Origin of the sequence: Streptoverticillium reticulum, from assembly GCF_047456005.1 — a bacterium.
GTDB lineage: Bacteria > Actinomycetota > Actinomycetes > Streptomycetales > Streptomycetaceae > Streptomyces > Streptomyces reticulum.
Genome location: NZ_CP179755.1, coordinates 1,874,230 through 1,900,046, shown reverse-complemented (window position 1 = coordinate 1,900,046; position 25,817 = coordinate 1,874,230). Strand labels below are relative to the sequence as shown.

Below are 25,817 nucleotides of genomic sequence, written 5' to 3'. Positions count from 1 at the left end.
GCCCCGCCGGCTCAGCCGATCCCCTGCCGGTCCGGCAGCAGGGCAAAGGCGCGGTTCGGCGCCTCCGGCACCTCCCGTTCCACGGCCTGTGCCAGGAGCGCGCGGTGCCGTTCGAGCGGCGGGCGGCGCTCCTCGGGCGCCAGGTGCAGCAGGTCGTCCAGCCCGGCGATCAGACGGCGCGTCACCTGGGGCTGGCCGGTGGCGCAACCGCGGATCTCGGTGAAGCCGAGGTCGACCAGGTCCGTCCAGCCGGGCAGGTCCTGTACGAGCCGGATGGTGCCCTTGCGGTCGTGGTGGTGCAGCGAGCCCAGCGGCCGGTCCGCGATGGCCGCCAGGAACTGGACGATGCGGTCCAGGCACTGCACGGCCGTCGTGGGGTCGTTGACGGCGGGGGACAGGGCCCGCTGGGCGATGTCGGACAGTTGCCGCAGCCCGAAGCCCAGGTCCTGGTGGAAGGTCCGTTCCACGCCCACCGACACGGTGTAGCGGAGCGCCCGCGGTGGCGGCACCGTCCCGCCGTGCACGGCCAGCACCGGGGTGCCCGGCACCACGTAGTCGCCGATCCGCGGGATCAGCCGCAGCACCGCGCCGTGTCGGCGGGCCACCCGCACCAAGCGCGTGATGTGGACGTCCCGCAGTACCCCGGCCCGCCCCCGGTGCACGATCTCCGCTCCGGCGGGCGGGAGGTCCGGGGCGCCCGGGACGGTCCGTACGTGCCGGTCCAGCATCCGGAAGGACTCCCGGATGATCCGGTCGATGACGTGGGCGACCCGCATCAGCCGGAGCGTGGAGTTCACGTACGCGACGAACAGCCCGAGGCTGACCAGCACCATCAGCACGCAGAGGATCGCGGAGACGAACGGCACGGTCGTCACCGTGCGCGGATCGGTGTTCCCCTCGTACGACGCCTGCACCAGCAGTGCGAACAGGAACGTCGCCAGGAACACGGCGAATGTGCACTTGGTGACCCGGCTGCGGACGTACAGCCGCACCACGCGCGGCGTCATCTGCCCGGCAGCCATCTGCAGGGCGACGAGCGAGATCGAGAAGACGACACCGACGAAGGTCAGCATCGCCGAGCCCACGGTGCCGATGATCGTCTTGGCGTCGTTCGCGATCTTGATCAGTGCGTCGACGTCGCCGTAGTCCCCGTCCTCCTGCAGCGTCCGGATCAGCAGGTGATCCACCTCCAGCACCCCCGAGGCCAGCACCACGGCACCGGCGAGCCCGACGGTCGGCGCGAACCAGAACGTGTCCCGCAGGTGCTCCCGCAACGGCGACAGGGGGCGCGGCACGCGCCGCGATGCGGAGGAGTGTCCGTCATTGCCCATAAACCGACCTTATGTCTGCGGCGAAGGTGCTGGTCAACGGCACTCCGAAACCTTGATAGAGTTATCCATGTCGCCGCGGGGAACACCCCGCAGAGACAAACACCTAGTCCGGGTGGCGGAATGGCAGACGCGCTAGCTTGAGGTGCTAGTGCCCTTTATCGGGCGTGGGGGTTCAAGTCCCCCCTCGGACACCAGCAAGATCAGACGAAACCCCAGCTCAGCTGGGGTTTTTCTGTTTTCCCGGGCCGGCTCGGCGGCCAGTGTGACCAGTAGCGTAACCAGCAGCGTGACCAGTGCGTTTCGAACTTTCCGCGACCGGCGGCGTGACCGACAAGGGCTGCAATGGAGATGTGTCTGCGGGACCTGCCGCGGATGCAGATAACCGGGGTGATCCTGCGCCGGGACCAGGTGCGGGCTTTTGCCGGCGCCATCGAGAACCTGGCCTCGTCTTCGAACGCGAGCCAGGCGTCGGGCGCCGCCGCGGTCATTCCGCCGTCCAGTGTCCACTTCTGGTCTGGCCATCCGTGTGCGGCCGGGCCCTTGGCTGGCTCCTGCTCCAGGACGGCGAACAGCTCGCCACTCAGATGCGGCAGGGTCGCCGGACCCTTCGAGCCGGCGCGCGAGCATCCGGTCCGGCTGTACAGCATTGCCGCCGCTGCCGCGGCCCTTGGTCGCCCTCTGCGTCCCCGGCTTCCTGCAGGAAGCGATTCTTGGCCTGGTGGCCGCGCTCCAGGACGCGGGCGAGGTCACGCAGCGCGTGGAGAACTCGAAGGCAGCCGAGGCGTTCGAGCTGCTGCACGTAGGACTCCCTGACGGCGAGACAGCCCAACGGAAGCGGGCTGCATGCGTCACTCATCGACCGATAGTTATCAGCCAATCAGCAAGCCTGAAGGTCAAGTGCGTTGAAAGGCGGCGTAAAGGACGATTAAGATCCACTTCTCGCCGGTTGGTGCGACCCTTTCAGGGCGCCTCGTCCAACGCGGTACTGACAGAAGGGGAATGGCATGAAGAATATCAAAAAGAGGGCGCTGGCCCGTCTGGCAACTGCCGCAATCGCACTTCCGTTGACGGTGGTTGGAGTTTCGGGCGAGGCCTCCGCCCGTGATGGCGACACGGAGAAGTGGAGAAACGTGGCTACCGACCTGTGCCTGAACCATGACGGAAGGCATGACGTTTTCACTTCACGCGATTGCTCTCGGGGCTGGACCGATCGCGCCGTCAGCGAAGACTCTTCCGGGCAAGGAACCTACCGGATGGCATGGCATGTAGCCGGGAAGGACCAGCTGTGTCTCGACAGCAGCGACGCGGGCAGGGTCTACATGAACCCGTGCAACGGGGGTAAGTACCAAATGTGGCGGCAAATCAAGACCTCCAAGGGCTGGCAGATCATCAACGTTGCAACGAACAAGGCTCTTGACAGCAGCGACGGCGGCAAGGTGTACACGAAGCCCATCAATACCGGCTCGTACCAGCTCTGGAAGTAGAATTCAGGCGAACCGCCCGGTATTGACCGTATCGCGAACGCGAACCAACTGATCGCGAATCGCAACGATGCCGATGTAACGAAGCCCCGCCTGTCCGGTTGGACCGGCGGGGATTTTCGCCTTCAGCCTTACGTACGGGAGGAGTTGACTGCCGGTGTCGGTCCGTCAGATCTCCTGCGAGTCAAGCGCATTGAAACGCTACGTAAAGGGGGGTGAGGCCAACTTGTCGTTGGTCGAGAGAGGGAAGGGTATGAAGAAAATCAAGAAGAGGGTGATGGCCCGCCTGGCGACCGCTGCGGCCGTTGTTCCGGTGGCGATGGTCGGGGTTTCAAGTGAGGCTTCTGCCCGTAATGGCGAGCAGGTGACGTGGAGAAATCTGGCCAGCGGCCGATGCCTGACGCATGATGCAAGTCATGAAGTTTCCACTATGCCTCAGAGCGATTGCTCCGACGGCTTCAAATGGACTGAACATGCCATCCGTGAAGACTCTTCCGGGCAAGGGGTCTATCGGATTTCAGCGAGTGGTTTCAAGGGGGATGTCTGTCTTGACAGCAGTGACGCGGGCAGGGTCTATCTGAACCCGTGCAACGGCAGTAATTATCAAAAGTGGAAGCAAGTAAAGACCTCCATCGGGTGGAAGCTCACTAATGTCGCGACGGGCCGCGTTCTCGACAGCAGCGACGGGGGCAAGGTGTACACAAAGCCTGATAATGGCGGAAGGTACCAGCGCTGGACCTAGCATCCGGACGCCCCGTCCGACGTGGTGCTTGCAGAAGGGGGAAAGGGCATGAGGAACATCAAAAAGAGGGTGCTGGCCCGTCTGGCGACTGCAGCGGCCGCAGTTCCGCTGGCAGTGGTGGGAATTTCAGGCGAGGCTTTCGCCTATGATGGCGAACGCGTTCCGTGGATAAATGTGGCCACCGGTCGATGCCTGGCGCATGACCAAAAGCATGACGTTTTCACCATGGATATGAAGGGGTGCGTCGCCTACTGGGTCGAGTACGAGCATGGGGGCAATATCTATACGCTGACGTATCACACGGGGAACGGGGGGCCTGGTCGCTTGTTGTGTCTTGACAGCAGCGATGCGGGCAGGGTCTACCTGAACCCGTGCAACGGCAGTAATTATCAAAAGTGGAGGCAAACGAAGACCTCCACTGGGTGGAAGCTCACCAATGCCGAGACGGGCCGTGTTCTCGACAGCAGCGACGGGGGCAAGGTGTACACGAAGCCCGACAACGGCGGAAGGTACCAGCGTTGGCGTTAGCGCTCGGGTGAGCCGCCCGCCCCGGATTGGCGCGGCCTCTTCAGGGGCGACCTGTCCAACGTAGTGCTTACAGAGGGGGAAGAGCATGAAGAACATCAAAAAGAGGGTGCTGGACCGTCTGGCGATTGCCGCGGTCATAGCCCCGCTGGCGGTGGTCGGGGTTTCAGGTGAGGCTTCCGCCCGTGACGGAGAGAAGGTGTCATGGAGAAACGTGGCCACCGGCAGGTGTCTGAACCATAACGGATCGAGTGAAGTTTTCACTTCACGTATGAGCGATTGCAATGCCAGTCGTCCATGGACCGAGCATGCCATCAGAGAAGACGCTTGGGGGCAAGGCATCTATCGGTTTTCATTTCTGGACCGCTGCCTCGACAGTAGCGACGGCGGCAAGGTCTACCTGAATCCGTGCAACAAGAGTGATTACCAAATGTGGGATGTAACCAAGTTTCCATCCGGCAAATGGAGACTCATCAACGTTGCGACGGGCCTCGTTCTTGACAGCAGTGACGCGGGCAGGGTGTACACGAAGCCCGACAACGGCGGCAGTTACCAGCGCTGGACCTAGGATTCCGATGAGCCGCCCGGTATTGAGTATCGCGTGAACCGACTGACCGCGAACAGCGCGATACCAATGAGGTGACGCCCCGCACGTCCAGTCGGACGTGCGGGGCATTTTGTCGTCTCAGGCGTTCTTGAGTACCCGTCCGTCTGCAGGTAGGGCCGGCTGCCCGGTCGACTCAGGGGGCCGTGCGGAGTCCGACCGTGGCTCAGACCGCCCCCGGTTCCAAGCGGTCCAGCAGTCCGGCCGCGGTGAAGGCGTCGATCAGGTGAGTGCGGCCTTCGGTGAAGTGGCCCCAGCTGTCGAAGTGGACGGGGATCACTCGGCGGGCGGCGAGGAGGGTGGCGGCCTCGGCGGTCCGGGTGCTGTCGAGGGTGAGCAGGGCGCCGTCGAAAAGGGCGGTGCGGGCGGCGCCGGCGAAGAGGACGGCGGTGTCGACGGGGGCGAAACGGTCGGCGATCTGCCGGACCACGTCCAGTGAGGCGTTGTCGCCGCTGACGTAGACGGTGGGCAGGTCGGGGGCGGTCAGGACGAAGCCGATCACCTCGCCGGTGACGGGTTCGCAGCCCTCGGGTCCGTGCTGGGCGGGAGTGGCGGTCACGGTCAGGGTGCCGCCGTCGGGGCGGGGGAGGTCGACGGTCTCCCAGGGGGCCAGGCCCCGGGCGGTGCCGCCGAGGCGTGCCGCGCCGCCGCGGGTGGTGAGGGTCAGGGGGATGCCGGCCAGCAGGGCGCGGCCGGAGTGGTCGAGGTTGTCGGGGTGTTCGTCGTGGGAGAGCAGGACCGCGTCGACCGGGGCGAGTTCGGCGGGGTCGATGGCAGCGGGGGCGGTCTTGGTGAGGACGTGGCCGTTGCCTCTGGGGTACTCGCCCGGGGCGTCGAAGGTGGGGTCGGTGAGGAACCGCAGTCCGCCGTACTCGATCAGGGCGGTCGGACCGCCGAAGACGCTGACGGGGGTCGTCTGCTCGGTGGGGGTGCCGGCCTTGGTCATCGCATCCACATCCTCACGGTAAACGGGAAGTTTTCCGTGAGGCACGGTAGTCGAGTCTCACGGAAAACTGCAATGGTTAGCATGAGAGGCATGAAGGAGACCGCGATCAGCGAGCCCGCCGACCTTGCCCCGCCGCCCGCACCGGGCGCGGAGCAGTACCGTGCGCTCGACTTCGCCAACACCGCGCTCGCCCTTCCGGGCGGCCAGTTCCTGGACCTGCTCGGCTCGCCCGAGGCGGCGGCGCGCTGGCTGGCCGAACGCGAACTCGCGCCGCCGGACGTCGAGTTGTACGAGGTGTGCGTGGCCCGGCTGCGCGCCCTGCGGGATCAGCTGCGGGCGCTGCTCGCCTCACGGACCGACGCCCTCCCCGCGCCGGACGAGGCGCTGCGCGCCGTCAACGATGCACTGACCCGCGCCCCCGCGGCCGCCCTGCTGCGCTGGGATCCTGCGCAGGGCCTGCACCGGGTCCAGGCGCACCCCACCGACCGGATCGTCGACCACGCCCTCGCGGTCCTCGCCGCCGACGCCGCTGACCTGCTCACCGGCCCCGACGCCGAGCGGCTCGCCGCCTGCGACTCGCCCCCCTGCCGGCGCTACCTGCTGCGCACCCACGCCCGCCGCCATTGGTGTTCGGTGCGCTGCGGCGACCGCGCCCGCGCGGCCCGCGCCTACGCTCGCCGCACGCGCCGCCCTACTGACCGTCCTACTGGCTGAAATTCCAGTCAGCCCATCCGGGGGAAGCCGCGCGCGAGGGCTGGTTAAGCTGGGTGACCGTGAGCGACCGTAGAACAGCGATCATGGAGGCGGCCGCGCGGGTCATCGCCCGGCGCGGAGTCCGCGGACTGCGGGTCGAGGAGCTGGCTGCCGAGGCCGGGGTGTCCACGGCGCTCATCTACTACCACTTCAAGGACCGGGCAGGCATCCTGCGCCAGACCTTGGAGTTCATCAACGACCGCGCCGGGAGCTACACCACCGGGCGCGATCCGGACGCCGCCCCGCTCGAGCCCCGGCAGGCATTGGAACAGACCCTGCTGTTGGAGCTCCAGGACGACGAGACCGTCCGCGAGAACAGCACCGCATGGGGAGAGCTGCGCGCCAGCGCCATCTTCGAGCCCCACCTGCGGGAGGACCTGGCCAAGGCCACGCTGATCTGGGTCCAGGAGATCGCTGATCTGCTCGGCCGGGTGCGCCCCATGGCGACCGCCGCCGACCTCGCCATCACCGCCGAGCGGCTGACGGCATTGGTGGAAGGGCTCAGCATGCGCTGGCTCGGCGGCATCCTGCCCCTGCGGCATGCCCGCGCGTTGGTGTTGGACGCCGTCGATGCGGAGTTGGAGCGGCTGGGGGGCCGGTAGGCCCCGGCGATTCCGTTTTCCGTTCCGTTTTCCGTTGCCTTGCACGGCAAAGCCGCAACCTGCCTGACGATCAAGTTGACTGAAAATTCAGTCAGTGCCAGAGTGCAGGGCGCAGCGGCGAGATGCGATGTGGAGCCCCCCATGAACGAGTGGCGCGTGCCGGCCGACGACGTTCCGCATACCCGGACCTGGATGTCCTGGCCGTCCCGGAGGTCCGTCTGGGGCCGCCGGCTGGCAGGTGTCCAGCAGGACATCGCCCTCATCGCCCGCACGGTCGCGGCATACGAGCCCGTCATCATGTGCGCGCCGGACGAAACCGCCGCCCGGGCCGCCCGGGCCGCTTGCGGGCCAGGGGTGACGGTCATCGGCTCGATCCCCACGGACGATCTCTGGATGCGCGACACCTGTGCCGTCTTCCGGCGTGACGGCCGGGGACATCTCGATGCCGTCAGCCTCAACTTCAACGGGTGGGGTCGCAAGCAGACGCACCGCGATGACGCCGAAGTGGCATGGGGCGTCGCCGAATTCAACGGGATCCCCATCAGCGAGGCGGGCTTCGTCGGAGAAGGCGGAGCGATCGAGACCGACGGCGACGGCACGGTGATGGCCACCGAGAGCAGTCTGGTCAACAAGAACCGCAATTGCGGAATGAGCCGGGACGAGATCGAAGGGGAGGTCCTGGCGGCGTACGGGGCCGAGAAAATGATCTGGGTTCCCGGCGTCCGGGGCCGGGACATCACCGACGACCACATCGACGTCACGTCCCGCTTCGCCGGACCCGGCGTCGTCATGGTGCAGGTTCCTCCGGACTACCGGAACGACGTCTGGGCCCGGGATGCGCGTGAGCAGTTCGCCGTTCTGTCGGCCGCGACCGACGCGAAGGGGCGGCGCCTGCAGGTGATCCGTGTGGAGGGGCCGGACACCGTGCGATCGCGGAGTTCGGCGTTCGTGGATTCGTACCTCAATTTCCATCTCGTCAACGGCGCGGTCATCGCGGCGCAGTTCGGCGACGCACGGAAGGACGACGCGGCCCGCCGCACCCTGGCCGAGGCATTTCCTGGACGCCAGGTCGTACAGCTGGACGTCGACCGTCTCATGGACGGCGGCGGTGGAATCCACTGCTCCACCATGCATGAACCCATTCCGTAGCCCTCAGGCCCGTCAGCTGAATGCCGGAGTTCTCTGTGCCTCATTCCCCTGTGTCCCGCCGCAACGTCCTGCGCTCCTTCGCCGGCATCGGCGCCCTCGCACTCGGCGCCGTGGCCTGCAGTCCGGGCGACAATCCGGCTGCCCCCGCCTCCTCGTCGTCCCCCCGGAAGCAGAAGGGCCGCCGGTTCGGTGCCGAGTGGGAGAGTCACACCCGCACCTTCATGTCCTGGCCTGCCCTGGAGTCGGTCTGGGGCGATCAACTGCCGTCCGTGCGCGAGGACATCGCGCGGGTGGCCCGTGCCGTCGCGGAGTACGAGCCCGTGGTGCTGATGGCCCGCCCCGAGCATCAGGCCGCGGCCCAGCGGGCCTGCGGCTCCCAGGTCGAGGTGATCCCGCTCATGGTCGACGACCTGTGGGCGCGCGACACCGTCCCCCTGTTCGTCGAGGACTCCGGGGCCGTCCTCGGCGTCGACCTCAACTTCAGCGGCTGGGGCAACAAGCAGGAGCACGCCAACGACGCCCAGGCCGGCCACCTCCTGCTGGGGAAGTACGACATCCCGCGCGCCAAGGCCCAGCTGGTCGCCGAGGGCGGCTCCTTCGAGACGGACGGCGAGGGCACCTTGTTGGTCACCGAGAGCTCGGTGGTCAACGAGAACCGCAACCCGGGGAAGAGCCGCGACCGGATCGAGGCCGAGATCAAGAGCAGTCTGGGCATCGAGAAGGTGATCTGGCTGGCCGGTGTGCGCGGCAAGGACATCACCGACGCGCACGTCGACAGCATCGCCCGGTTCACGGCGCCGGGAGTCGTCCTCGTGGACCGCGCCTTCCCCGGCAGCCCCCCGGACGTCTGGTCCCGCGCAGCCGACCAGGCCAGGTCGGTGCTCCAGGACACCACGGACGCTCGCGGCAAGTCCCTGGAAGTCATCGACCTGCCCCAGCCCGACCTCGACAGGATCACCGGCCGGGGCGACGCCTTCGTCTCCACCTACGCGAACTTCTATGTCGCCAACGGTGCGGTGTTCATGCCCCGCTTCGGCGACGCCAAGGCCGACGACCATGCGAAAGGGGTTCTGCAGGACCACTTCCCCCAGCGCGACATCGTGCAGGTGAAGATCGACACCATCGCCTCGGGCGGAGGCGGCATCCACTGCTCGACCCACGACCAGCCCGGCAAGCCGGTCGCGTAGCGGCCGCGATGCCGCGTTCAATGAGGGGTGCATTTTTCCGGGTCGAGGACGCGAGCTTGCTGCCAAGCTCAGGGAACGGGGCTGAATGCAGATGCCCCTGCCATCCCCTGAGAAGGGGGACGACAGGGGCATCTTGAGAGTCACTCAGGCGAGTTGACCGACCACCTGGTAACGAACTCCGGGATCTTCCAGGACGCTCTCGTGGAAGAAGGGTTCTTCCAGATCGTTTGTGAGGGCCTTCAGAAGGAACTCACAGAACCCGTAGTCGTAGTAACTCCACGAAGAGCGCCAACCGACGACCGTTGCCCAACTGTCCCTGTCAGGCCCGGGCGGCGCCAGACAGACGATTGCTCCAGCCTCGGTCTCGGCTACTGGGATCAGGCCGTTCGGGTCCGGGTGGAGTGCGTACGGGTAGCTCTCGGGGAACTGACTGCGCATGAAATTGGCTTCCGAGAGCACACGGTCCATTGCCGCAGGAAGGTTGAGGACGTCGGCTCTGGGGTGCCAGACCCACAGGTCACCGAAGATCTCACATGGCCCGTAGGCCGATACGAACTCTTTGTAGTCCACCGGAAGGTGTCGGCCAACCTGCTGCTCGAAGCGGGACCAGTCGGCTGACACGTCGGAATTCATTCCGGGCATCCCGAGAACATCACCGAACAGAGATAGGTCCACCAGAACTCCTTTCAGAGCACGAGTAGCCGCCGGAGGCCGTGTTGTACACGGAACAGTCCAATCGGTAGCCCCCGTCTCCAACGGCCTTGATACGAATTTCGGTCGGGATGGCGGGGCGACTGTCGTCCCCGTATATGGGCAGGACTCCGTAGGTGATCGACTCGCCTCTGCTCGCGGCCACCTCTGCGTCGTACTCGAGGGAGCGCATGTGCGGAGTGTTCGCCGGCGTCTGGTAGCCGGCCACGAAGTTCCGCAGGGTGTAGGGAGCACCGCCCAGGTTGTCTGCGATCAAGTGGAGCGCTGCCGCGTTGTGCGGCCGCCCGGCAACCGTACCCGCCGTTTCCTGCTTGATCTCATCGAACCCCGACGGCTTCCACTTCGGGTCCCGCCTCTTCAGGCCGGCGCGCACAGTGCTCGAGGTTATCTCGCCGATGGCGCCGGTGGCCCGGCAGTCCTCGTCACCGGGACCGAACCGCGTCATGGGAGCGTAGTAGTACCCGGGGTCCTTGGACGGGAAGTCCCTGGAACACGAGTTACGCGTACGTCGACTCGTCGGATCAGCTCCTGAACCGCCTCCCTGGTCGGGATCGATCTGTTCGCCCGGGAACATGTTCCTCAGCGCATCCATGCCAGGACCTGCCGCCCCATGACCACCCTGGGTATGGGGGTGGTACGTATTGCTGTGGAACATGTCCAGGATCCGCGCCGCCGTGAGGGCGACCTTGACGACGTCGCCGGCCTTCCAACCGCCCCCGCCCGGCTCCCAGTCCGGCTTCAGCGGCGGTCGCGCCGGGGCCGGCCTCGGGTGCAGGCCGCGGTTCGGGTTCTGCTCGATGCGCGGGCGCGGGGGGCGGGATGGGCGGGTGCGGAGGCGGCCGCTCTCACGGTATTCGGAGCGGTAGGAGGGCTCGTCGTAGCTGCCCTCGTCGTCGCCGCGGTAGTAGCCGTCGTCGTCGGAGCCGTTGTCGCCGTTACCGTCGCCGTCGTTGCTCCCCTCGTCCTCGGATGCAGCCTCATCGGCCTCCGCCCGCTCCAGCCGATATGCCTCTTCCGTGTCGGCGGCGCCGTCGGGGTCGTCGGCCCAATCTGTCGTACCTGCATCGTTGCTGGAGTAGTCGGTACCCGAGTCGGTATCGTCCTCGGTCGCCGAGTCCCAGGCATTACGGATGCTGTGGGACAGCTCACTGCAGTAGCGTGCGCATGTTCCGATGAGGGCAGTGCCCAGCAGCAGGGCACCCTCGGCCTCACCGATGCACAGGTCCCAGAAGCAATGCCCGGTCGGATCCGTCCCGTTCAGGTGCGAGCCGTTCCCGTACCCGTACCGGTTCGCCTGCGCCGCAGGCGACGGGTCCAGCTGCCAGGTGTCGCGGGAGGTGAAGCGGCCGGTGCCCGGCTGGTACCAGCGGGCGGACATGTTGACGTCGCCGCTCTTCGGATCCGTCCAGCCGGACTGGTAGCCGAGCGACGGACGCGCACCGCTCTTGCTGCGGACGACACCGAAGGGGTCGTAGGACGTGGAGCCCACGAGCTTGGTGCCGTCGGGGGTGAGGCCGGCCGTCACGTCCGTGTGGCGGTCCGTCACGGCGCGCTGGGCGGTGGTGCCGTCCGTGCTGGCGAGCACGCCCCCGCCGGGCAGGCGGCTGTACGTGCTGGAGCCGTCGGACACCAGGGAGTTCGAGCCGCCGTCGTAGGTGAAGGTGGTGTCTCCTCGCTGCTTGACGCGGTCAAGGGAGTCGTAGACGTACGTCGCGTCACCGTCGCTGATGCGGCGCTCGAAGGCGTCGTGGCGCAGCTTGCGGACGGCCCCGCCGTTGCCGGGGTCGACCGAGGCGAGGGTGCCCCGGGGGGTGTAGGAGTAGTGGCTCGAAGGGTCGGAGATCAGACGGTTCCGCTCGTCGTACGAGGACTGTGCGTCGCCCGCCTTGATGCGGTTGCCCGCCTCGTCCCAGGCATATGTCGTCGTGTTGCCGTCGGCCGTCCAGGACGTCATGCGCCCGGACTGGTCGTAGGCGTAGGTGTTCGTCCCCGAACCTGCCGTGCCGCTCGTCGTCTTGGCCGTGAGACGGTCGTCGGCGTCGTAGCCGTACGTCGTCGACATGACCTCGGACTTGCCGTCGGCGTTGGTGACCTTGTCCGTGGTCAAACGGCCCAGTGGGTCGTAGGCGTAGGTGCGTCGTGCGCCCACGGCCCAGTCACTCGCGCCTGCGGCCGGCTTCGTCGCGTACTGCTCCTGGGCCGGGCGGCCCGCCGCGTCGTAGTCGGTCCAGGTCTGGGCGCCGGTGACGGCGTCCTGGGTGCGTGCCAAGCGGCCCTGGTCGTTGTAGGCGTAGGTGGTGGTGCCGGACTTGTCCGTGCGGGACGTCATGTTGCCGTCGTCGTCGTACGTGTACGCCGACTTGCCGGCGGGGCCGTCGCTGGTGAGCAGCTGGCCGCGGTCGTTGTAGGTGTAGGTGTTCTGGTTGAGGAGGTCTCCCGAGCCGGCTGCGGTGAGCCGGCCGAGGGGGTCGTGGGTGAGGGTGCGGTCGGTGGTGTCGGCGTCGGCTCCGGTGCCGGTCTCCTTGTTCAGCTGGCCGTAGACGTCGTACGTGCGGTTGCGCTGTACGCCGCCGGGCAGCAGCTCGGACACGCTCTGGCCGGCCGCGTCGTAGGTGGTGGTCCAGGTGCGGTCCTCGGGCTTGGGGTGGTCCTTCGTCGCGGGTTCGACCGTGGACTCGGGGAGACCCCACGGCGTGAAGGAGTACGTGGTGGTGTTGCCTCGGCCGTCGGTCAGGCGCGTGCGGTGGCCCGCCGCGTCGTAGCCGAAGGCCACGGTGATGGACTTGCCGTCGGCCACCGGCTCCACGCGCTGGGTCACGCGGCCCAGGGCGTCGTAGGTGACGGTGGTCTTCGCCCCCGCCGCCGTCGTGACGGACGTGCGGTTGCCGTCGGCGTCGTACTCGGCGGCGGTGGAGCGCAGTGCGGTGTCGCCGGTGCCGTAGTCCGCGGTGCCGACAGCCTCGCCGAAGGCGTCGTAACGGGTGGTGCTCCTGCGGCCCGTGGCGTCGGTGACGTCGGTCTTGCGGCCGAGCGCGTCGTAGGCGAGCTTCGTCGTGCCGCCACCGGGAGCCGTGAGGGTCAGCGGTTCGCCGACCGCGTCGTAGGTGGCCGAAGTGACCCGGCCCGCCGGGCTGGTGGACGCGGTCTGGTGACCGGCGTCGTCCCAGGTGTAGCGGGTGGTCAGGTTGACCGGGGACGGGTAGCGCTCGACGGTCGTCGCGGTCAGTTGCCGGCCGAGCTCGTCGTAGGTGGCCTCGGTCCGCGCGCCGGTGGGGCCGGTGGCGGAGAGCTGGAGACCGGTGGGCGTCCAGGTGAAGCGCGCGGACTTGTCGTCGAGGGGCGAGGTCTGCGCGCGGTCGAGCAGGCTGCCGACCGGGAGCGACTTCCGGACGAGGCTGCCGAGTTGGTCGTAGGTGTAGGTCACGGACCGGCCCAATGGGTCGGTGGAGGTCGCCTGGTGGCCGAGCGCGTCGTAGGAGACGCGGGCGACGGCGGTGATGGGGGTGGTGCCTCCCGGCGGGGTGTAGTCGGGCAGGGTCGTGGCGGTCGGGCGGCCGAGCCGGTCGACGGCGGTACGGGTGACCGCACCGTTCGGGTCGCGGGACTCGGTTGCCTCGCCGAAGGTGTCGTAGCCGGTGAGCGTGGACGGCTTGACGGCCGTCGGCGCCTGGCCCGGCTTCTCGGCCTGGACCTGCGGGGCGTCCTGCTCCACGAGGTGGCCGAGAGGGTCGTAGCGGTAGGTGGTGGTGTAGGCGGTGGCGTCGGTGCCACTGCCCGTGCCGCGCGGGCTGGTTGCGGCGGTGCGCAGGCCTCGCTGGTCGTAGGCGTACGTCACCGTGCGGGTGTTGTCGCCGTCAGCGGCAGTACGAGTGAGGAGGTTCCCCGCCTTGTCGTAGGTGGAGCGCTGGTCGGTGAGCGCGGTTTTCTGCTCGACCGGCCGGTCCTCGTCGTCGTAGGTGAACTGGGTCCAGCGGTTCAGCCCGTTGGGGTCGAGGACGCTGCGGGTCACGCGGCCGGTGGCGTCCACGTCGCTGGTGACGGTGGTCGCACCGCCGCCGGTGGTGCGCTGGGTCAGGTGGCCGGCGCCGTCGTAGGTGTCGGCTTCGAGCGCGATGTCGTGCTTGCTGCCGTCCGCCTGCGTCACCGCCCTGGCCGTCTTCGTCGCAAGGGTGCCGTCGTCGTAGTAGGCGTACGCGGTGGTGGCGCCCATGGCGTCGGTCGTGCTCGCGAGACGCCCCGCCGGGTCGTAGGAGTTGGAGACCAGCACCAGGTCCTTGACGGTGCCGGACGGGTCGCCCTTCCAGTCCTTGAGGACGGTCGTGGCCTGGCGGCCGGCGGGCGTGTAGGTGAAGGCGTAGCCGGTGCCGAGGGCGTCGGTCGTGCCGGATGTGCGGCCGAACGCATCGTGGGCGTAGGCCGTGGCGTTGCCTTCGGCGTCGGTGGCCTTGTCCTCCAGTCCGTGGTCGTCGTAGTGGTGCGTGGTGGTGCGCTTGGCGTCGCCGCCCGTGAGGTCCTCCACGGACTCCGTCAGCAGCTTGCCATCCGGGTCGAACTCCCGCGACGTGCGGGACGTGTGCGTGGCGCCGGTGATCTCGTTCTTGACGGTGGCGCCGGTCTCGGCGACGACGCGCGACATGGCGTCGTACGCGAAGGCCGTCGTCACCCCCTGCGGGTAGCTGTCGGAGACCTGCGTCTCGGAGAGCTTGCGGCCGATGCCGTCGTACGTGTAGCGCGTGATCAGCCCGGAGGGGGCCGTCGTCCGGGCGAGGTCGCCGCGGCTGGCGTAGTCGTACGTGGTCACGGCACCACCGGGAGTGGTGACGGTACGGACGAGCCCGGCGGGCACGGTGCCGCCGTCGACGGCGGCTTCCTGACCGGTGGTGTACGTGGTCGTGGACCTGCGGCCGTCGGGCAGCACGGTGGTGTCCGGCAGGCCGAGCGCCGTGTAGGTCAGCGACGTGCGGTAGCGGTCGTCCGTGGCGCTCGTGGAGCGGGCGTCGCGGACGGCGGTGGGCTTGTCGTTGCGCGGGTCGAGCGGGTCCTTGTCGTTGACGTAGTAGTCGGTGAAGGAGGTCCAGCAGGAGCGCACGTCACGGCAGGTGGTTCGGGAGAGCGTGTTGCCGCGCGCGTCATGGCCGGTGACGGTGGTGTGCCCGTTCGGGTCGGTGACCGTGTGCAGGAAGCCGCCGGTGTCGTACGCGTACGTGGTCCGGCCGCCCTCCGCGTCCGTCGCCGCCAGCAGGCGCTGACCGCGGAGGGCGTCGTAGGAGACGCTGCGGGTGCCGCCGGCAGGGTCGGTGACCGTGACGGTCGAGGTGAGCGAGGATGCGCTGGAGTGGCGCATGGCGCTGTAGTGCTCGGCGACCTGGTCCTCGGTCAGGGCCTTCGGGTAGACGGCGAACTCGTCGAGCTGGCCGGTGAAGTAGCGGGTGCCGGGCTTCTGCCCGTCCCACGCCTCGCTGGAGTAGCCGGCGCCGAGGTAGAGGTGGGCGAGCGTCTCCGGCTTGGACGGCTCGCTGAGGTCACCCGCTTTCGTGCCGTCGAGGTAGAGCGACTGGCCGGTGGGTGATCCGGTGATGACCACGTGGTGCCAGGCGTTGTCCGTGACCGGGGAAGGCGAGACGATCGGCTTTCCCGTACCGCCGTGCCACAGCTGACCACGCAGCTTGCCGTCGGCGTCGATGAGCAGGCTCGGGTTCCAGTCCTTCGGGGTCGAGCCCAGCGGCACGTCCTGGAGACCCAGGAGCACGCCATTCGGCTTGGCCGTGCGGAACCACAGTTCGGCGGACATGGCCGGGGTGTCGCCCATGATGCGGTACGGCATCTCGACGGAGCCGTCGCCGTTCAGGGTGACGGCGGTGTCGTCGCCCGGTCCGAAGGCACCGGTGGTGCCGAGGGCTGCCTTGCTGTACGTGCCGCTGCCGGCGTACGCGGCGGTCTGGCTGTGCGCCGTGGTGCCGTCGGACTCGTCGAGACGCCAGTAGCCGGTGGGTGCGTCCGCGGTGACCGTACCCCGGTAGTGGGCGCCGTCGCCGGAGACGAGGGCGGTCCGGGAACGGTAGTGCGCGGCGACGTCGCCGGCGGTCAACGCCTTGGTGTAGAAGGCGGCTTCGGCGAGTTGGCCGGTGAAGTAGCGGGTGCCGGGCTTCTGCCCGTCCCACCCCTCGCTGGAGTAGCCGGCGCCGAGGTAGGCGCGGGCGAGCGTCTCCGGTTTGGAGGACAGGTCCAGGCTGCCGGCCTTGGCACCGTCCAGGTAGAGCACCTGGCCGGCGGCCGAGCCGGTGAGCACGACGTGGTGCCAGGCGTTGTCGGTGACCGGCGACGCCGAGGTGATCGGCTTCCAGGAACCGCCGTGCCAGAGTTGGCCGCGCAGCTTGCCGTCGGCGTCGACGAGCAGGCTGGGGTTCCAGTCCGTCGGGGTCGAACCGAGGTCGGCGTTCTGGATGCCGAGCAGGACGCCATTGGACTTGCCCGTGCGGAACCAGAGTTCGAAGGAGAGCGCGTCGGCCCCCTTCACCGGGTCGGTCGGGACCTGCACCGCCCCTGCGCCGCCGTCGAGGGTCACGGCGCCGTTGTCGCCGTCGGCGAACGCCCCGGCCGCACCGAGCGTCACTCCGTCGCGGTACGCACCGTCCGCACCGCCCGCGATCTCGTTCGCCGCGGTGGAACCGCTGCGGTCGCCCAGGCGCCAGTACTCGACCGGACCGGACGCGCGCACGGCGTCGGCGTAGCCGGCCGAACCGGCGGAGTAGGCGGGCGCGGAGACCTTCCAGGTGCCGCCGTTCTCGTCCGTTGTCTGCGTGACGCGACCGGTGCCGGAGTCGTAGGACACGGTGGCATGGACGCGGCCCGAGGGCAGCGTGACCTTGGTCAGCCGGCCCGACGCCGCCCGGGCGCGGTAGTGCTCGGCGATCGTGGTGGCGTCGAGGGCCTGGTGGTAGACGGCGACCTCGTCCATGAGGCCGGTGAAGTGCCGTACGCCGCCGGGTTGTCCGTCCCACGCGGCGCTGGAGTAGCCGGCGCCGAGGTAGGTGAAGGACTGCTTGCGGTGGTCGATGACACCGTCGAGCGTGCCGACCAACGCCCCGTCGAGATAGAGCGACTGCGTGGTGCCGGCTGCGGTGAGTGCTGCGTGGTGCCAGGTGTCGTCGTTGACGGAGGCCGGGCTGACGATCGGCTGGACGTGACCGGTCCAGTACTCACCGACGAGCTTGCCCGCCGAGTTGACGGACAGGGTGGGCGTCCAGTCGTTGGGCTGGCCGTCGGTGAGGCGGCGGTCCTGGAAGCCGACCAGGACACCGGGCTTGCCGGTCTTGAACCAGAGCTCGGTCGTCAGCAGGGTCGAGGTACGGATCGTGTCCTCGGGCAGCTCGACGTAGGAGTCGGTCCCGTCGAAGGAGGCGGCGGTGTCGCTGGTGCCGAACATCGCGCCGGATGCGCCCAGCTTCACGTCGCGGTAGAGAGCCTGGTTGAGGCCGGTGGCCGAGGGGGCGTCGCTGGTGGCGACGGGGCCCGTGTTCTCGCCGAGGCGCCAGTACGACACAGGGTTCTGGTCGAGGACCATGCTGCGGTAGAGCGAGCCGTCGCCGTACTCGTACACCGTGCACTTGTCGGAGGCACCGGGCGGGCAGACCTTGGTGAGACGGCCGCCGGTGTAGGCGTACGTCCACGTCAGGCCGGTGCTGCCGGAGTCCGCCGGGCCGGTGCTCACCGACGCGACCCGTCCGTCGGTCCAGGAGAAGGCCAGCGTCCGGCCGGAGAGCATGTCCCGGGCCTCGGTGAGCCGACCGCCGGTGTAGGTCAGGTGCTGCTCACGGCCCGCACCGTCGACGATCTTCGTGAGCCGCCCGGAGGCGTCGAAGGAGTAGGTCGCGGCGGACTTGTCGCGCAGCACCCACCCGCCGCCGGTCACGACGGTGAGGGTGACGGGGCTGCCGGCCGGGGCGGCGTACGTGCCGTCCGCGTTGCGGCCGAAGCGGATGCGGCTGCCGTCCTGCGTGGTGACGACCACGCTGCCCGTGGGTTCGGCGACGGCGCTCATGTCCCAGCGGGTCGACCAGCCTGCGCCGAAGACGTTGTCGGTGCGCGGGTCGAGCGAGTTGTAGCTGCGGACGACCGAGAGTTCGGGGCCGACGGTCGGGATCGCCGCATCGGTGGCGGCGGTGGAGTAGTTGCCGGCGCGAGTGCCGAATTCGTGTCCGCCGTCACCGCCGAGGCGCCCGGTCACGGAGGGCTGGGCGACCTGGGTGGTGAAGTAGGCGGCATCGGGCCGGGCCGAGCTGTCCTTGCCGTCGTAGGCGTAGGCGTACCAGGCATAGGACTTGCTCCAGGAGAGCCAGCCGCTGGGCACGGTCCACTGCTGGGACGTGCTGCGCGTGCCGCTGCGGCAGTTCTTGCGCGCGTCCTTGCCCTCGACCTCGCAGATCTCGAAGGTGTACTGCAGAGTGCCGTTCGGCGAGTGGTCGGGATCGGTGGCCGCGGCCCACAGGGTCGGGGTCAGCGACGAGAGCACGGCGCCGCCGGCCGGGGATTCGGCGGTCAGCTGCGGCGGCAGGTTCACGGCCGCGAACTTGATGGCCGGACCGGGTACGCCCTCGGTGGTGAACCGCGGTCCGTCGAGGACGTCCATGGTCCACTGCAGCGTGTAGTCCGCGGGCTGCAGCGGCGCGATCTTCGCGTCGAGCGTGACGCTCTGCCCAGGAGCCACGTCCTGCGGCATCGGGGTCCAGACGATGTGCGACGTGTCGTTGATCTCCTTGCCCGACGCGTCGAAGAGGTTGTACCGGAGCTGGATGTGGCCGCCCTTGGTCCAGGTGTCCTGTCCCTGGTTGGTGACGGTCACCTTCATCGAGCCCTGGGTGGTCGCGGTGACCGGCGCGGTGAAGTCACCGAGCTGGTAGGCGGCCCCGTAGCGGGTCCAGGTGACGTCCAGGCTGGGCTTGCCGTTCGGGTAGTTGACGGAGCCGAACTGCTTCCAGGCCTTGGCATCGGAGTCGGACGCCTTCACGGCGAGGCCGTAGTTTTTCTTCCGTCCGTGGGTCCAGTCGTCGACGAGCTGCCGGCCGTCCGAACCGAGGTCCATGGACTCCCAGGCGGGGTCGCAGGCCCAGGAGTTGGTGTCCGGCGGTCGCCAGCCGTGGGCGAAGCTCCGGGACACCAGGGACGGCCCGGTGTCGGGGCCGGGCCAGGAGGCCACGGAGGACGCGGACCAGTTCGAGGTGATCGGATGGACCGTGACCGGCCGCGCGTCGCAGGAGTACGACCACGTGTTGTACAGCGACAGCCGGGTGCCGAGCACCCAGGCGTTCTTCAAGGAGTTCTCGACACCGTCGAAGCGCAGGAACGAGGCGGCCTTGTGCGTGCCGCCGTCGTAGCTGCCGGCCTTGAGGATGGTGTCGCCGGAGAAGTCCTGGCTGTAGGGGGTCTGGACGTAGGTGCTGGAGGTGCCGTCGACGCCGTTGACCGAGGGGTCGACCTTCACCGGGAAGATGCGTTCCGGCGCGGCCAGCCAGTCCTTGTCGAGGGAAACGACGAGGACCTGGCGGCCCTTGTCGTTCTCCAGGCGGTAGCGGACGCCCGAGGAGATGTCGCCCTGGTTGGCGTGCTCGTCGTGGCGGGAGTCCTCCATCCAGCCCGCGGGGATCCGGGCGCGCTGCCGGCCGTTCTTGTCGTTGAAGACGACCGCGCCGTGCTCGTCCAGCCCGGCGGTGAGCCCGTCCGTGCGGAGCGGGAAACGCCACTCGGTGGGCGCCTCTTTGCTCTTGAGGACCAGCGTCTCCTTCACCGAGCTGCTGCCGGCGACGTACTGGAGGTCCGCGGAGGGACGGACGTCGGGGTAGGCGATGAGGTTGCCGTCGGTCTTGCCCGTGGTGTGGGCGGCGCCTGCGAGGGCGTATCCGAGTACGGGTCCGTCGGCGAGCTTCATGCTCAGCACCGGGTCGGCGTCCGCCGCGGCGGCGAAGGTGATGCCGGCCGCGGTCGAGTGGGTCTGCCAGAGGGGACCCGCAGCGCCGGTGTCACGGGTGCCCTGGCCCGGCCGGACCAAGGTGGGGTCGATGGCCTGCCAGGTGCCGTCAGCTCCCCGGAAGTTGACCGGCTCGTCGTAGTAGCGGGTGGTGTAGGTGCCGTCCTCGTTGCGGAAGGTGCGCTGCCGCTCCTGCCGTGCGGACGGTATCTCCTGGCTGTGCTGTGCGGAGAAGCCGCGGGGTGCCGGGGTGGCAGGGGCCCTGACGGCTTCGACGGGGCCCATGACGGGCTTTTTCGGGGTGCCGCGGAGTTCCTTGGGCGTGAGCCGGTGCTCCTGAGGCAGCTGGCCGGGAGCTTCCAGCGGGCTGCTGTGGCCGCCCCGGGCCGCTGCCTCGGTGGCTCCGGCGGGGGCCCGGTGGCCGTGCCCGGAGGCAGAGCCCCAGCGCTGGTCGGGTCGGGTGCCCGGATCTCGTCCGGACGTTATTCGGCTTGCCCATTGACCGAGAGCCAGCGCGACCTGTTCGGTCCCGCACAGCACGGCCATGGTCAGAGCCATGACAAAGGCTATAGAGCGTGAAAAACGCACGAGTATCCCTAGGAGTTGGACAAAAGCTTGTCATGTCTACAACGTGATGTGATCTTTACTCAAGTAAAGTTGTTGGCATACCCATGCGCTTCGTGGTGAATCGGACAAGCCTGGGCGACCCTGTCCAGGTCCACAGGCTGTTGCTCCGGTGTCACCGCCGCATGGGGCTGCACCTCATGGGCCGCGTCCGCGCAGGGACCCCAGGCGCTGGGAAAGGCGTCACGTGTACGGCACCTCGGTGGCCGAGTTGCTCGGCCCGGGCTGAGGACCTCATGTCCGGCACCGTTACGAACAGCGTCCCGCCGAGCGTGGCGAGCCGGTTGTGCAGGGCGTCCGGCCTTTCGGTCGTTGCCGGTTCCTCGCGCTGGGCGGACAGGAGGAGCGTGGACGTGGCGATCAGGGCGGCCAGGTGGATTGAGCTGCTGCCCGAGTGGATGCGCGTAAGTCCCTCTGGCGAGAGCGGTCCAGTCCAACCTGACCAGGTCGGACCGCACGTGTTGCCCGGCGGCCCGATCGTTATCGGCCATTCAATCCACCGGTGGGTCAAGTACGTTGATGGCTTGCATAAAGGACAGGTAAGATCAACTTCTCGTCGCTCGGTGCAGCTCTTTACGCTATGCCGAGAGGGCGAGGCCCCGCCTATCCGACTGGACGGGTGGGGCTTTGTGTCATGTCAGTTCTTTTGGCAGGGCGAGGAGTTGACGTTCCGACCGAGCGGGCGCCGGTGCGGCAGCCATTGCACCTGCCCGGAATTCGCGGAACCTTCGGGCCGTCGCTGGTACAGATTCCCGCCCTCGTCGACCTCGGCATCAACGGCGGCTGGTGGTCCGCCGCATGCACCCTCCCCACATTCCCCCGTAATTCCCTGCAATCCTCCGACGAATAGGTTCGGCATGCCTGCTTCCTCTCGTATCCGCACGCTCCTCGGCCCGCTCGGTCTCGCCCCGGCCGTCGCCGTGTCCCTCCTCGCCTTCGGCCCGGCCGCGCACGCCGCTCCCTTCCCGTCGGAGCCGCTGCCCGCCGACCCCGGCATGACCGAGCTGGTTGCGGGCGACTTCAATCACGACGGCAAGAAGGACCTGCTGGCCGTCCAGGTCTCCACCGGCAAGCTGTTCCTCTACCCCCGGGCCAACGGCAAGGGCCTCGACACCTTCGGTCAGCGGATCGAGATCGGCTCCGCCGCCTGGAACGGCATGCGGAACCTGACCGTCGGCGACTTCGACGGCGACGGCATGGACGACCTCGTCGCCGTCAAGAAGGAGACCGGCGAGCTCTTCCTGTACCCCGGTACCAAGGGCAAGGGGCTGGACACCCTCGGACACCGGGTCCTGATCGGTACCGGTGCCTGGAACGGCATGAACCACCTCGCCGCAGACAACAGCGACGGCAGCAGGGCCGGCCTCTTCGCGGTGAAGGCCGACACCGGCGAGCTGTTCCGCTACCCCAACACGGGCAAGCCCGGTACCGACATGCTCGGCAAGCGCGTCAAGGTGAGCAACCGCAACTGGAACGGCATGAACAAGCTCGTTCCGGCCAACGGCTTCGACGCCCTCGGCGGACCCGAGCTCATCGCCACCGAGACCAAGACGGGCAAGCTGTTCCTCTTCCAGCCCACCCCCGGCCCCGAGGGCAGGATGTTCGACGGCCCCGGCATCGAACTCGGCGCCGCAGGCTGGAACGGCATCTCCGACTACGCGGCCGGCGACTTCGACGGCGACAGCCAGACCGACCTGGTCGCCGTGGCCTCCGCCCCGCACGAGACCGGCAAGCTCTACCTCTACTCGAACGACGGCTCCAGCGGCGGCTTCAAGGGTCGCGTCGAGATCGGCGCGGGTGGCTGGTAGTCGGCCCGACGGCCCGGACCGGCGGTTTGGATCAACAGCCCTGTTCCTTATATCGTTTGGCGCTGGAACCGTGGAGGGAAGCGCCTGATGGCAACCAAATTTGAGCAGGTCGAAGAAGCCGAAAAGGATGCACCGGGAGTCGAGCCGGTCGCCGTTCCGGTCGGTGGTCAGGAAATCACAACGTACTGGCGGAAGATTCATCACGATGATCTCAACCCGGCAGTGACGGAAGACGTGTTCACCGTCGAAATTCTCGTTCCCGTCGTGGGCACCGAGGAGTACGAGACCGGCGAGACGAACGAGGACGGCAGCCTCGTGCTCGCCACCCGCCCGTGCCTGACCCACGAGCGGCGGGAGGTGGACCTCGGCAAGGAGTCCATGGACAAGCTGCTCGAGGCCCTGCAGCCGTTCCTCGCGGTCTCCCGCGAGCCGCAGACGGTTCCTGCGCAGGGGCGGAAGCGGAAGGCCAAGGCATCCGCGTAGTCCTTGCCGCCGGGCGCGGCTGGGCCTGCTCTTGCCGGCTCAGCCGTGCGCCGCGGTGCGCACGAATCGGGCCCATTCCGCTCGTGCGACGGTGAGCCGGGCTCTTGCCCGACCCTTCGAGTCCCTTATGTGGACGACCTGTTCCGTTATGGCGACCTCTATGCACTCGCCGCCCTCATTGGTGCTGTGACTGCTTTTGAACCAGGCCAGCTGCTTGGTGCTCATGTGTCTCCCAGCAATTTCTCGATCAGACTCAAGGAATCCCCGGGGGTCAGGGCCTGGGCCCTGATGCTGCCGTAACGCGCCGCCAGCATTCGGACTTCCTCGTGCTCGATGATCAGCCTATTGACGTGCTGCACTTCCACGTGGGCGACCTGTAGCTGCCCCTTTGGGGTGAGCAGCGTGAAGGGGCCGCCCATGCCCGCGTGCTCGCTGCGGTCGGTGGGCATCACCTGAAGCTCCACACTCCGCAACCTGCCAAGCGAGAGCAGCTGTTCCAGTTGCCGTTGCCGGACGTCGCGGCCCCCGATCGGGCGGTGGAGTACGGACTCCTCCACGACGTACGTGACGATGGGCGCCGGCCAGCGGGTCAGCAGCTCCTGGCGGGCCAGACGCGCAGTCACCCGCATCTCGATGGTCTGCTCGTCCAGCAGTGGTGTGCGCATCCCGAACAGGGCCCGCGCATAATCCTCGGTCTGGAGCAGTCCGGGGATGACGTGGTTGCAGTAACTGTGCAGCTCGACTGCTTCGGCTTCCAGCCGCGCATAACCCCGGAACCACGCCGGATGCAGGATCCGCGTTTTCTTGGCCCGCTCCACCGCATCCGCCGCGGCCGTCAGGACGCCACCGGCATCGAGCAGTTCGTCCATCGCCGCCAGCAGCTCCGGCTGCGGCACCCGCCGCCCCTGTTCGATCGAGGCGATCGTCTCCTCGCTGTATCCCAGCCGGCGGCCCAGCTCCCGCTGTGTCAGTCCGGCGCGCTCGCGCAGAGCCTTCACCTGCCGTCCCAGCACGCGGAACAGGTCCGCCGCGCCCTGGTCGGCGTCCTCGTCCGTCGGGTGCGCCAACCTCATCACCGTCCTCTGGCCGTACACAAGTACAGCTACCACTCCGGAATTCCCGCGGCCACCTTAGAGTCGTGCGGACACGCTCCGTCATGCGAACCAAAGGGATTCACCCCCACCCGGACAGGAAGTAAAACCAGGCGATCGACGGATTTTTTCCGCCAATTCCTGACGATCTACCGCCCCGCCGAGGCACAGTGGGAGCACCATGCACTCCGCAGGGGGAGGAGCTCGCAGTGAATGCAGCGAACGCAGCGAATGACGTCCGGGACGTGGTGGTCATCGGTGCCGGGCCCACGGGGCTGGCACTTGCCGTGGGGTTGCGGCAGTACGGGGTGGACGTGGTCCTCGTGGAGAAGGAGGCGCGGGAGAAGCGGGAGGCGCGGGCCGGGGTCATCTGGCAGCGGGAGTTGGAGGTGCTGGACGACCTCGGGTGCGCCGAAAGGTTTCTCGCCGCCGGACTCCCGTTGCGCCGGGTCGAGGTGCACGCCGAAGGGCGCAAGGTCGGCGCGATCGATCTGACGGCCACCCGCACACCGTTCCCGCGGCCGCTGGCCATCGAACAGGACGCCGTGGAACGGCTGCTCGGCGAGCGGCTCGTCGAAGTGGGCGGTGAGGTGGAGTGGTCCACGGAGGCCGTGGGCGTACGGACGCACGAGGGCGGGGCCGAGGTCGATCTGCGTTCGGCCGACGGGACGCAGCGGACCGTGCGGTGCGCATGGGTCGTGGGGTGCGAGGGCTCCCGCAGCATCGTGCGCAAATCGCTCGGCATCCCCTTCGAGGGGGACAAGCGCCCGAATTTGCAGTGCGTGCAGCTCAACGCCGAAGTCGAGTGGAAACACCCGTACCATCCGGACCAGAGCTTCTTCTTCCTGGAGCGCGGGGCGTCGATGGGCGTCTCGCCCCGGCCCGGCGGCGGGTACCGGTTCTTCTGCTTCCGCACCGACCCCGACCCCTCGCAGGTCGAGCCGCCCGGTGTCGAGGAGATGCGCGCGCTCCTCGCCGACACCGTCCACGACCCCGACGTGCGACTCGTGCCGACCGACCCTCCGTGGGCCAACCGGGCCCGCTTCCAGGACCGGTTCGCCGCGACGCTGCGCGAGGGGCGGGCCCTGCTCGCCGGGGACAGCGCGCACCTGTGGGCCCCCATCGGAGGGCACGGGCTCAACACCGGGCTGCGCGGGGCGCACAACCTCGCCTGGAAACTCGCCGCCGTGCAGCGCGGCTGGGCCGACGAGGCGATCGTCGGCACCTACGCCTCCGAGCAGCGGATCACGGCGCAGAAGGTGATGCGGGAGATGCAGCACGACGTGCTCGAACTGCCGCCCACGGCCGTGACCCTGCTGGGCATGCGGACGCTCGGGCCCCGGCTGCTCGGCAGTACGTGGTTCCCGGCGCGCATCCGCACCATCCTCAGCGACCTCACCATGCATCACCGCGAGGGCGCACTGGCCGAACACCGCGCCGCACGCGGCGGGTTGCGGGCCGGCGACCGGCTGCCGGACCTTCCCGTCACGGTGGACGGGGAGCCGTGGCGGCTGCACGACCTGCTCTCGTACGAGCGGTGGACGCTGCTGGTCGCGCCCGGCGCGGACGTGGACGGGGGCGAGTTGGGGGACGTGCTCGCACGGTGCGCTGTGCCGGTGGAGGTGTTCCGGCCGAAGCTGGAGAGGGGTGCGCCGGGGCGGCTGCCCCGTGCCCGGCTCGTCCTGGTGCGGCCCGACCGGCATATCGGGCTGATTGCCGACCGGGCCGATGTCCTGGACGCCTACTTGCACCGGTGGTTCGCCGCTAAGCGGTGAGTGGTTCGTCGGCTGCAGGCCGTCCGTGGCTGGTCGCGCAG

General features: G+C 68.4%; 18 protein-coding genes and 1 tRNA gene. 12 read left to right on the top strand and 7 right to left on the bottom strand.

The genetic code is table 11. The annotated features are described in order from the left end of the window. Positions 1–11 precede the first annotated feature (11 nt). Positions 12–1,331, bottom strand: coding sequence for a DUF2254 domain-containing protein (locus tag ACMATS_RS08485; protein WP_414167517.1), 1,320 nt, complete (start codon positions 1,329–1,331; stop codon positions 12–14). 106 nt (positions 1,332–1,437) lie between these two features. Between ACMATS_RS08485 and ACMATS_RS08480 the strand changes: the two genes are divergently transcribed. After that, positions 1,438–1,525: transfer RNA gene (locus tag ACMATS_RS08480), tRNA-Leu, on the top strand. 6 nt (positions 1,526–1,531) lie between these two features. On the opposite strand, the gene ACMATS_RS08475 is transcribed toward ACMATS_RS08480, so the two are convergent. Continuing rightward, entirely contained in the window at positions 1,532–1,978 is a 447-nt protein-coding gene (locus ACMATS_RS08475; protein WP_414167516.1) for a hypothetical protein, read from the bottom strand. Positions 1,979–2,335: 357 nt separating this feature from the next. On the opposite strand from ACMATS_RS08475, the gene ACMATS_RS08470 reads away from it, so the two are divergent. The 4 genes from ACMATS_RS08470 (at position 2,336) to ACMATS_RS08455 (ending at position 4,647) form a co-directional block, all read left to right on the top strand. Then, positions 2,336–2,815 (top strand): RICIN domain-containing protein, encoded by a 480-nt coding sequence (locus ACMATS_RS08470; RefSeq protein WP_414167515.1) that lies wholly within the window; start codon positions 2,336–2,338, stop codon positions 2,813–2,815. Positions 2,816–3,065: 250 nt separating this feature from the next. Further along, positions 3,066–3,554 (top strand): RICIN domain-containing protein, encoded by a 489-nt coding sequence (locus tag ACMATS_RS08465; RefSeq protein ID WP_391156463.1) that lies wholly within the window; start codon positions 3,066–3,068, stop codon positions 3,552–3,554. A gap of 48 nt (positions 3,555–3,602) precedes the next feature. Further along, positions 3,603–4,082: an RICIN domain-containing protein gene (locus tag ACMATS_RS08460; protein WP_391156465.1), complete on the top strand. Its 480-nt coding sequence runs from the start codon at positions 3,603–3,605 to the stop codon at positions 4,080–4,082. Between the two features lie 85 nt (positions 4,083–4,167). Continuing rightward, entirely contained in the window at positions 4,168–4,647 is a 480-nt protein-coding gene (locus tag ACMATS_RS08455) for an RICIN domain-containing protein (RefSeq protein ID WP_414167514.1), read from the top strand. A 202-nt stretch (positions 4,648–4,849) separates the two neighbouring features. Here the strand turns inward: ACMATS_RS08455 and ACMATS_RS08450 are convergent, their stop codons facing one another. Continuing rightward, entirely contained in the window at positions 4,850–5,629 is a 780-nt protein-coding gene (locus tag ACMATS_RS08450) for an MBL fold metallo-hydrolase (RefSeq protein WP_391156540.1), read from the bottom strand. An 81-nt stretch (positions 5,630–5,710) separates the two neighbouring features. On the opposite strand from ACMATS_RS08450, the gene ACMATS_RS08445 reads away from it, so the two are divergent. From ACMATS_RS08445 to ACMATS_RS08430, 4 genes are all read left to right on the top strand, one after another. Continuing rightward, on the top strand, positions 5,711–6,343 hold the full coding sequence (locus ACMATS_RS08445; protein ID WP_414167513.1) for an ABATE domain-containing protein: 633 nt from the start codon (positions 5,711–5,713) through the stop codon (positions 6,341–6,343). An 83-nt stretch (positions 6,344–6,426) separates the two neighbouring features. Then, the gene (locus ACMATS_RS08440; protein ID WP_414170678.1) at positions 6,427–6,984 is read left to right on the top strand and encodes a TetR/AcrR family transcriptional regulator; all 558 of its coding nucleotides are present in this window, start codon (positions 6,427–6,429) and stop codon (positions 6,982–6,984) included. 39 nt (positions 6,985–7,023) lie between these two features. After that, a complete protein-coding gene (locus tag ACMATS_RS08435) occupies positions 7,024–8,133 on the top strand; it encodes an agmatine deiminase family protein (protein WP_414167512.1) in 1,110 nt (369 codons plus the stop codon). 20 nt (positions 8,134–8,153) lie between these two features. After that, positions 8,154–9,320, top strand: a complete 1,167-nt coding sequence (locus tag ACMATS_RS08430; protein ID WP_414167511.1) for an agmatine deiminase family protein — start codon at positions 8,154–8,156, stop codon at positions 9,318–9,320. Positions 9,321–9,464: 144 nt separating this feature from the next. Here ACMATS_RS08430 and ACMATS_RS08425 read toward each other — a convergent pair whose 3' ends face one another. Both ACMATS_RS08425 and ACMATS_RS08420 read right to left on the bottom strand, forming a co-directional pair. Next, positions 9,465–9,995: an SMI1/KNR4 family protein gene (locus tag ACMATS_RS08425; protein WP_391156474.1), complete on the bottom strand. Its 531-nt coding sequence runs from the start codon at positions 9,993–9,995 to the stop codon at positions 9,465–9,467. Next, complete coding sequence (locus tag ACMATS_RS08420) at positions 9,973–20,553, bottom strand: LamG-like jellyroll fold domain-containing protein (protein WP_414167510.1); 10,581 nt, start codon at positions 20,551–20,553, stop codon at positions 9,973–9,975. Before ACMATS_RS08420 ends, ACMATS_RS08425 begins: the two co-directional genes overlap by 23 nt. Positions 20,554–21,476: 923 nt before the next feature. Between ACMATS_RS08420 and ACMATS_RS08415 the strand changes: the two genes are divergently transcribed. After that, complete coding sequence (locus ACMATS_RS08415) at positions 21,477–22,427, top strand: FG-GAP-like repeat-containing protein (protein WP_390778021.1); 951 nt, start codon at positions 21,477–21,479, stop codon at positions 22,425–22,427. Positions 22,428–22,514: 87 nt separating this feature from the next. Beyond that, positions 22,515–22,910, top strand: coding sequence for a hypothetical protein (locus tag ACMATS_RS08410; RefSeq protein ID WP_414167509.1), 396 nt, complete (start codon positions 22,515–22,517; stop codon positions 22,908–22,910). A 39-nt stretch (positions 22,911–22,949) separates the two neighbouring features. Here the strand turns inward: ACMATS_RS08410 and ACMATS_RS08405 are convergent, their stop codons facing one another. Continuing rightward, the gene (locus tag ACMATS_RS08405) at positions 22,950–23,135 is read right to left on the bottom strand and encodes a DUF397 domain-containing protein (protein ID WP_414167508.1); all 186 of its coding nucleotides are present in this window, start codon (positions 23,133–23,135) and stop codon (positions 22,950–22,952) included. Beyond that, the gene (locus ACMATS_RS08400) at positions 23,132–23,983 is read right to left on the bottom strand and encodes a helix-turn-helix domain-containing protein (RefSeq protein ID WP_414167507.1); all 852 of its coding nucleotides are present in this window, start codon (positions 23,981–23,983) and stop codon (positions 23,132–23,134) included. Before ACMATS_RS08400 ends, ACMATS_RS08405 begins: the two co-directional genes overlap by 4 nt. Positions 23,984–24,210: 227 nt before the next feature. On the opposite strand from ACMATS_RS08400, the gene ACMATS_RS08395 reads away from it, so the two are divergent. Beyond that, on the top strand, positions 24,211–25,776 hold the full coding sequence (locus ACMATS_RS08395) for an FAD-dependent monooxygenase (protein WP_414167506.1): 1,566 nt from the start codon (positions 24,211–24,213) through the stop codon (positions 25,774–25,776). The last annotated feature ends 41 nt before the right edge of the window (positions 25,777–25,817 follow it).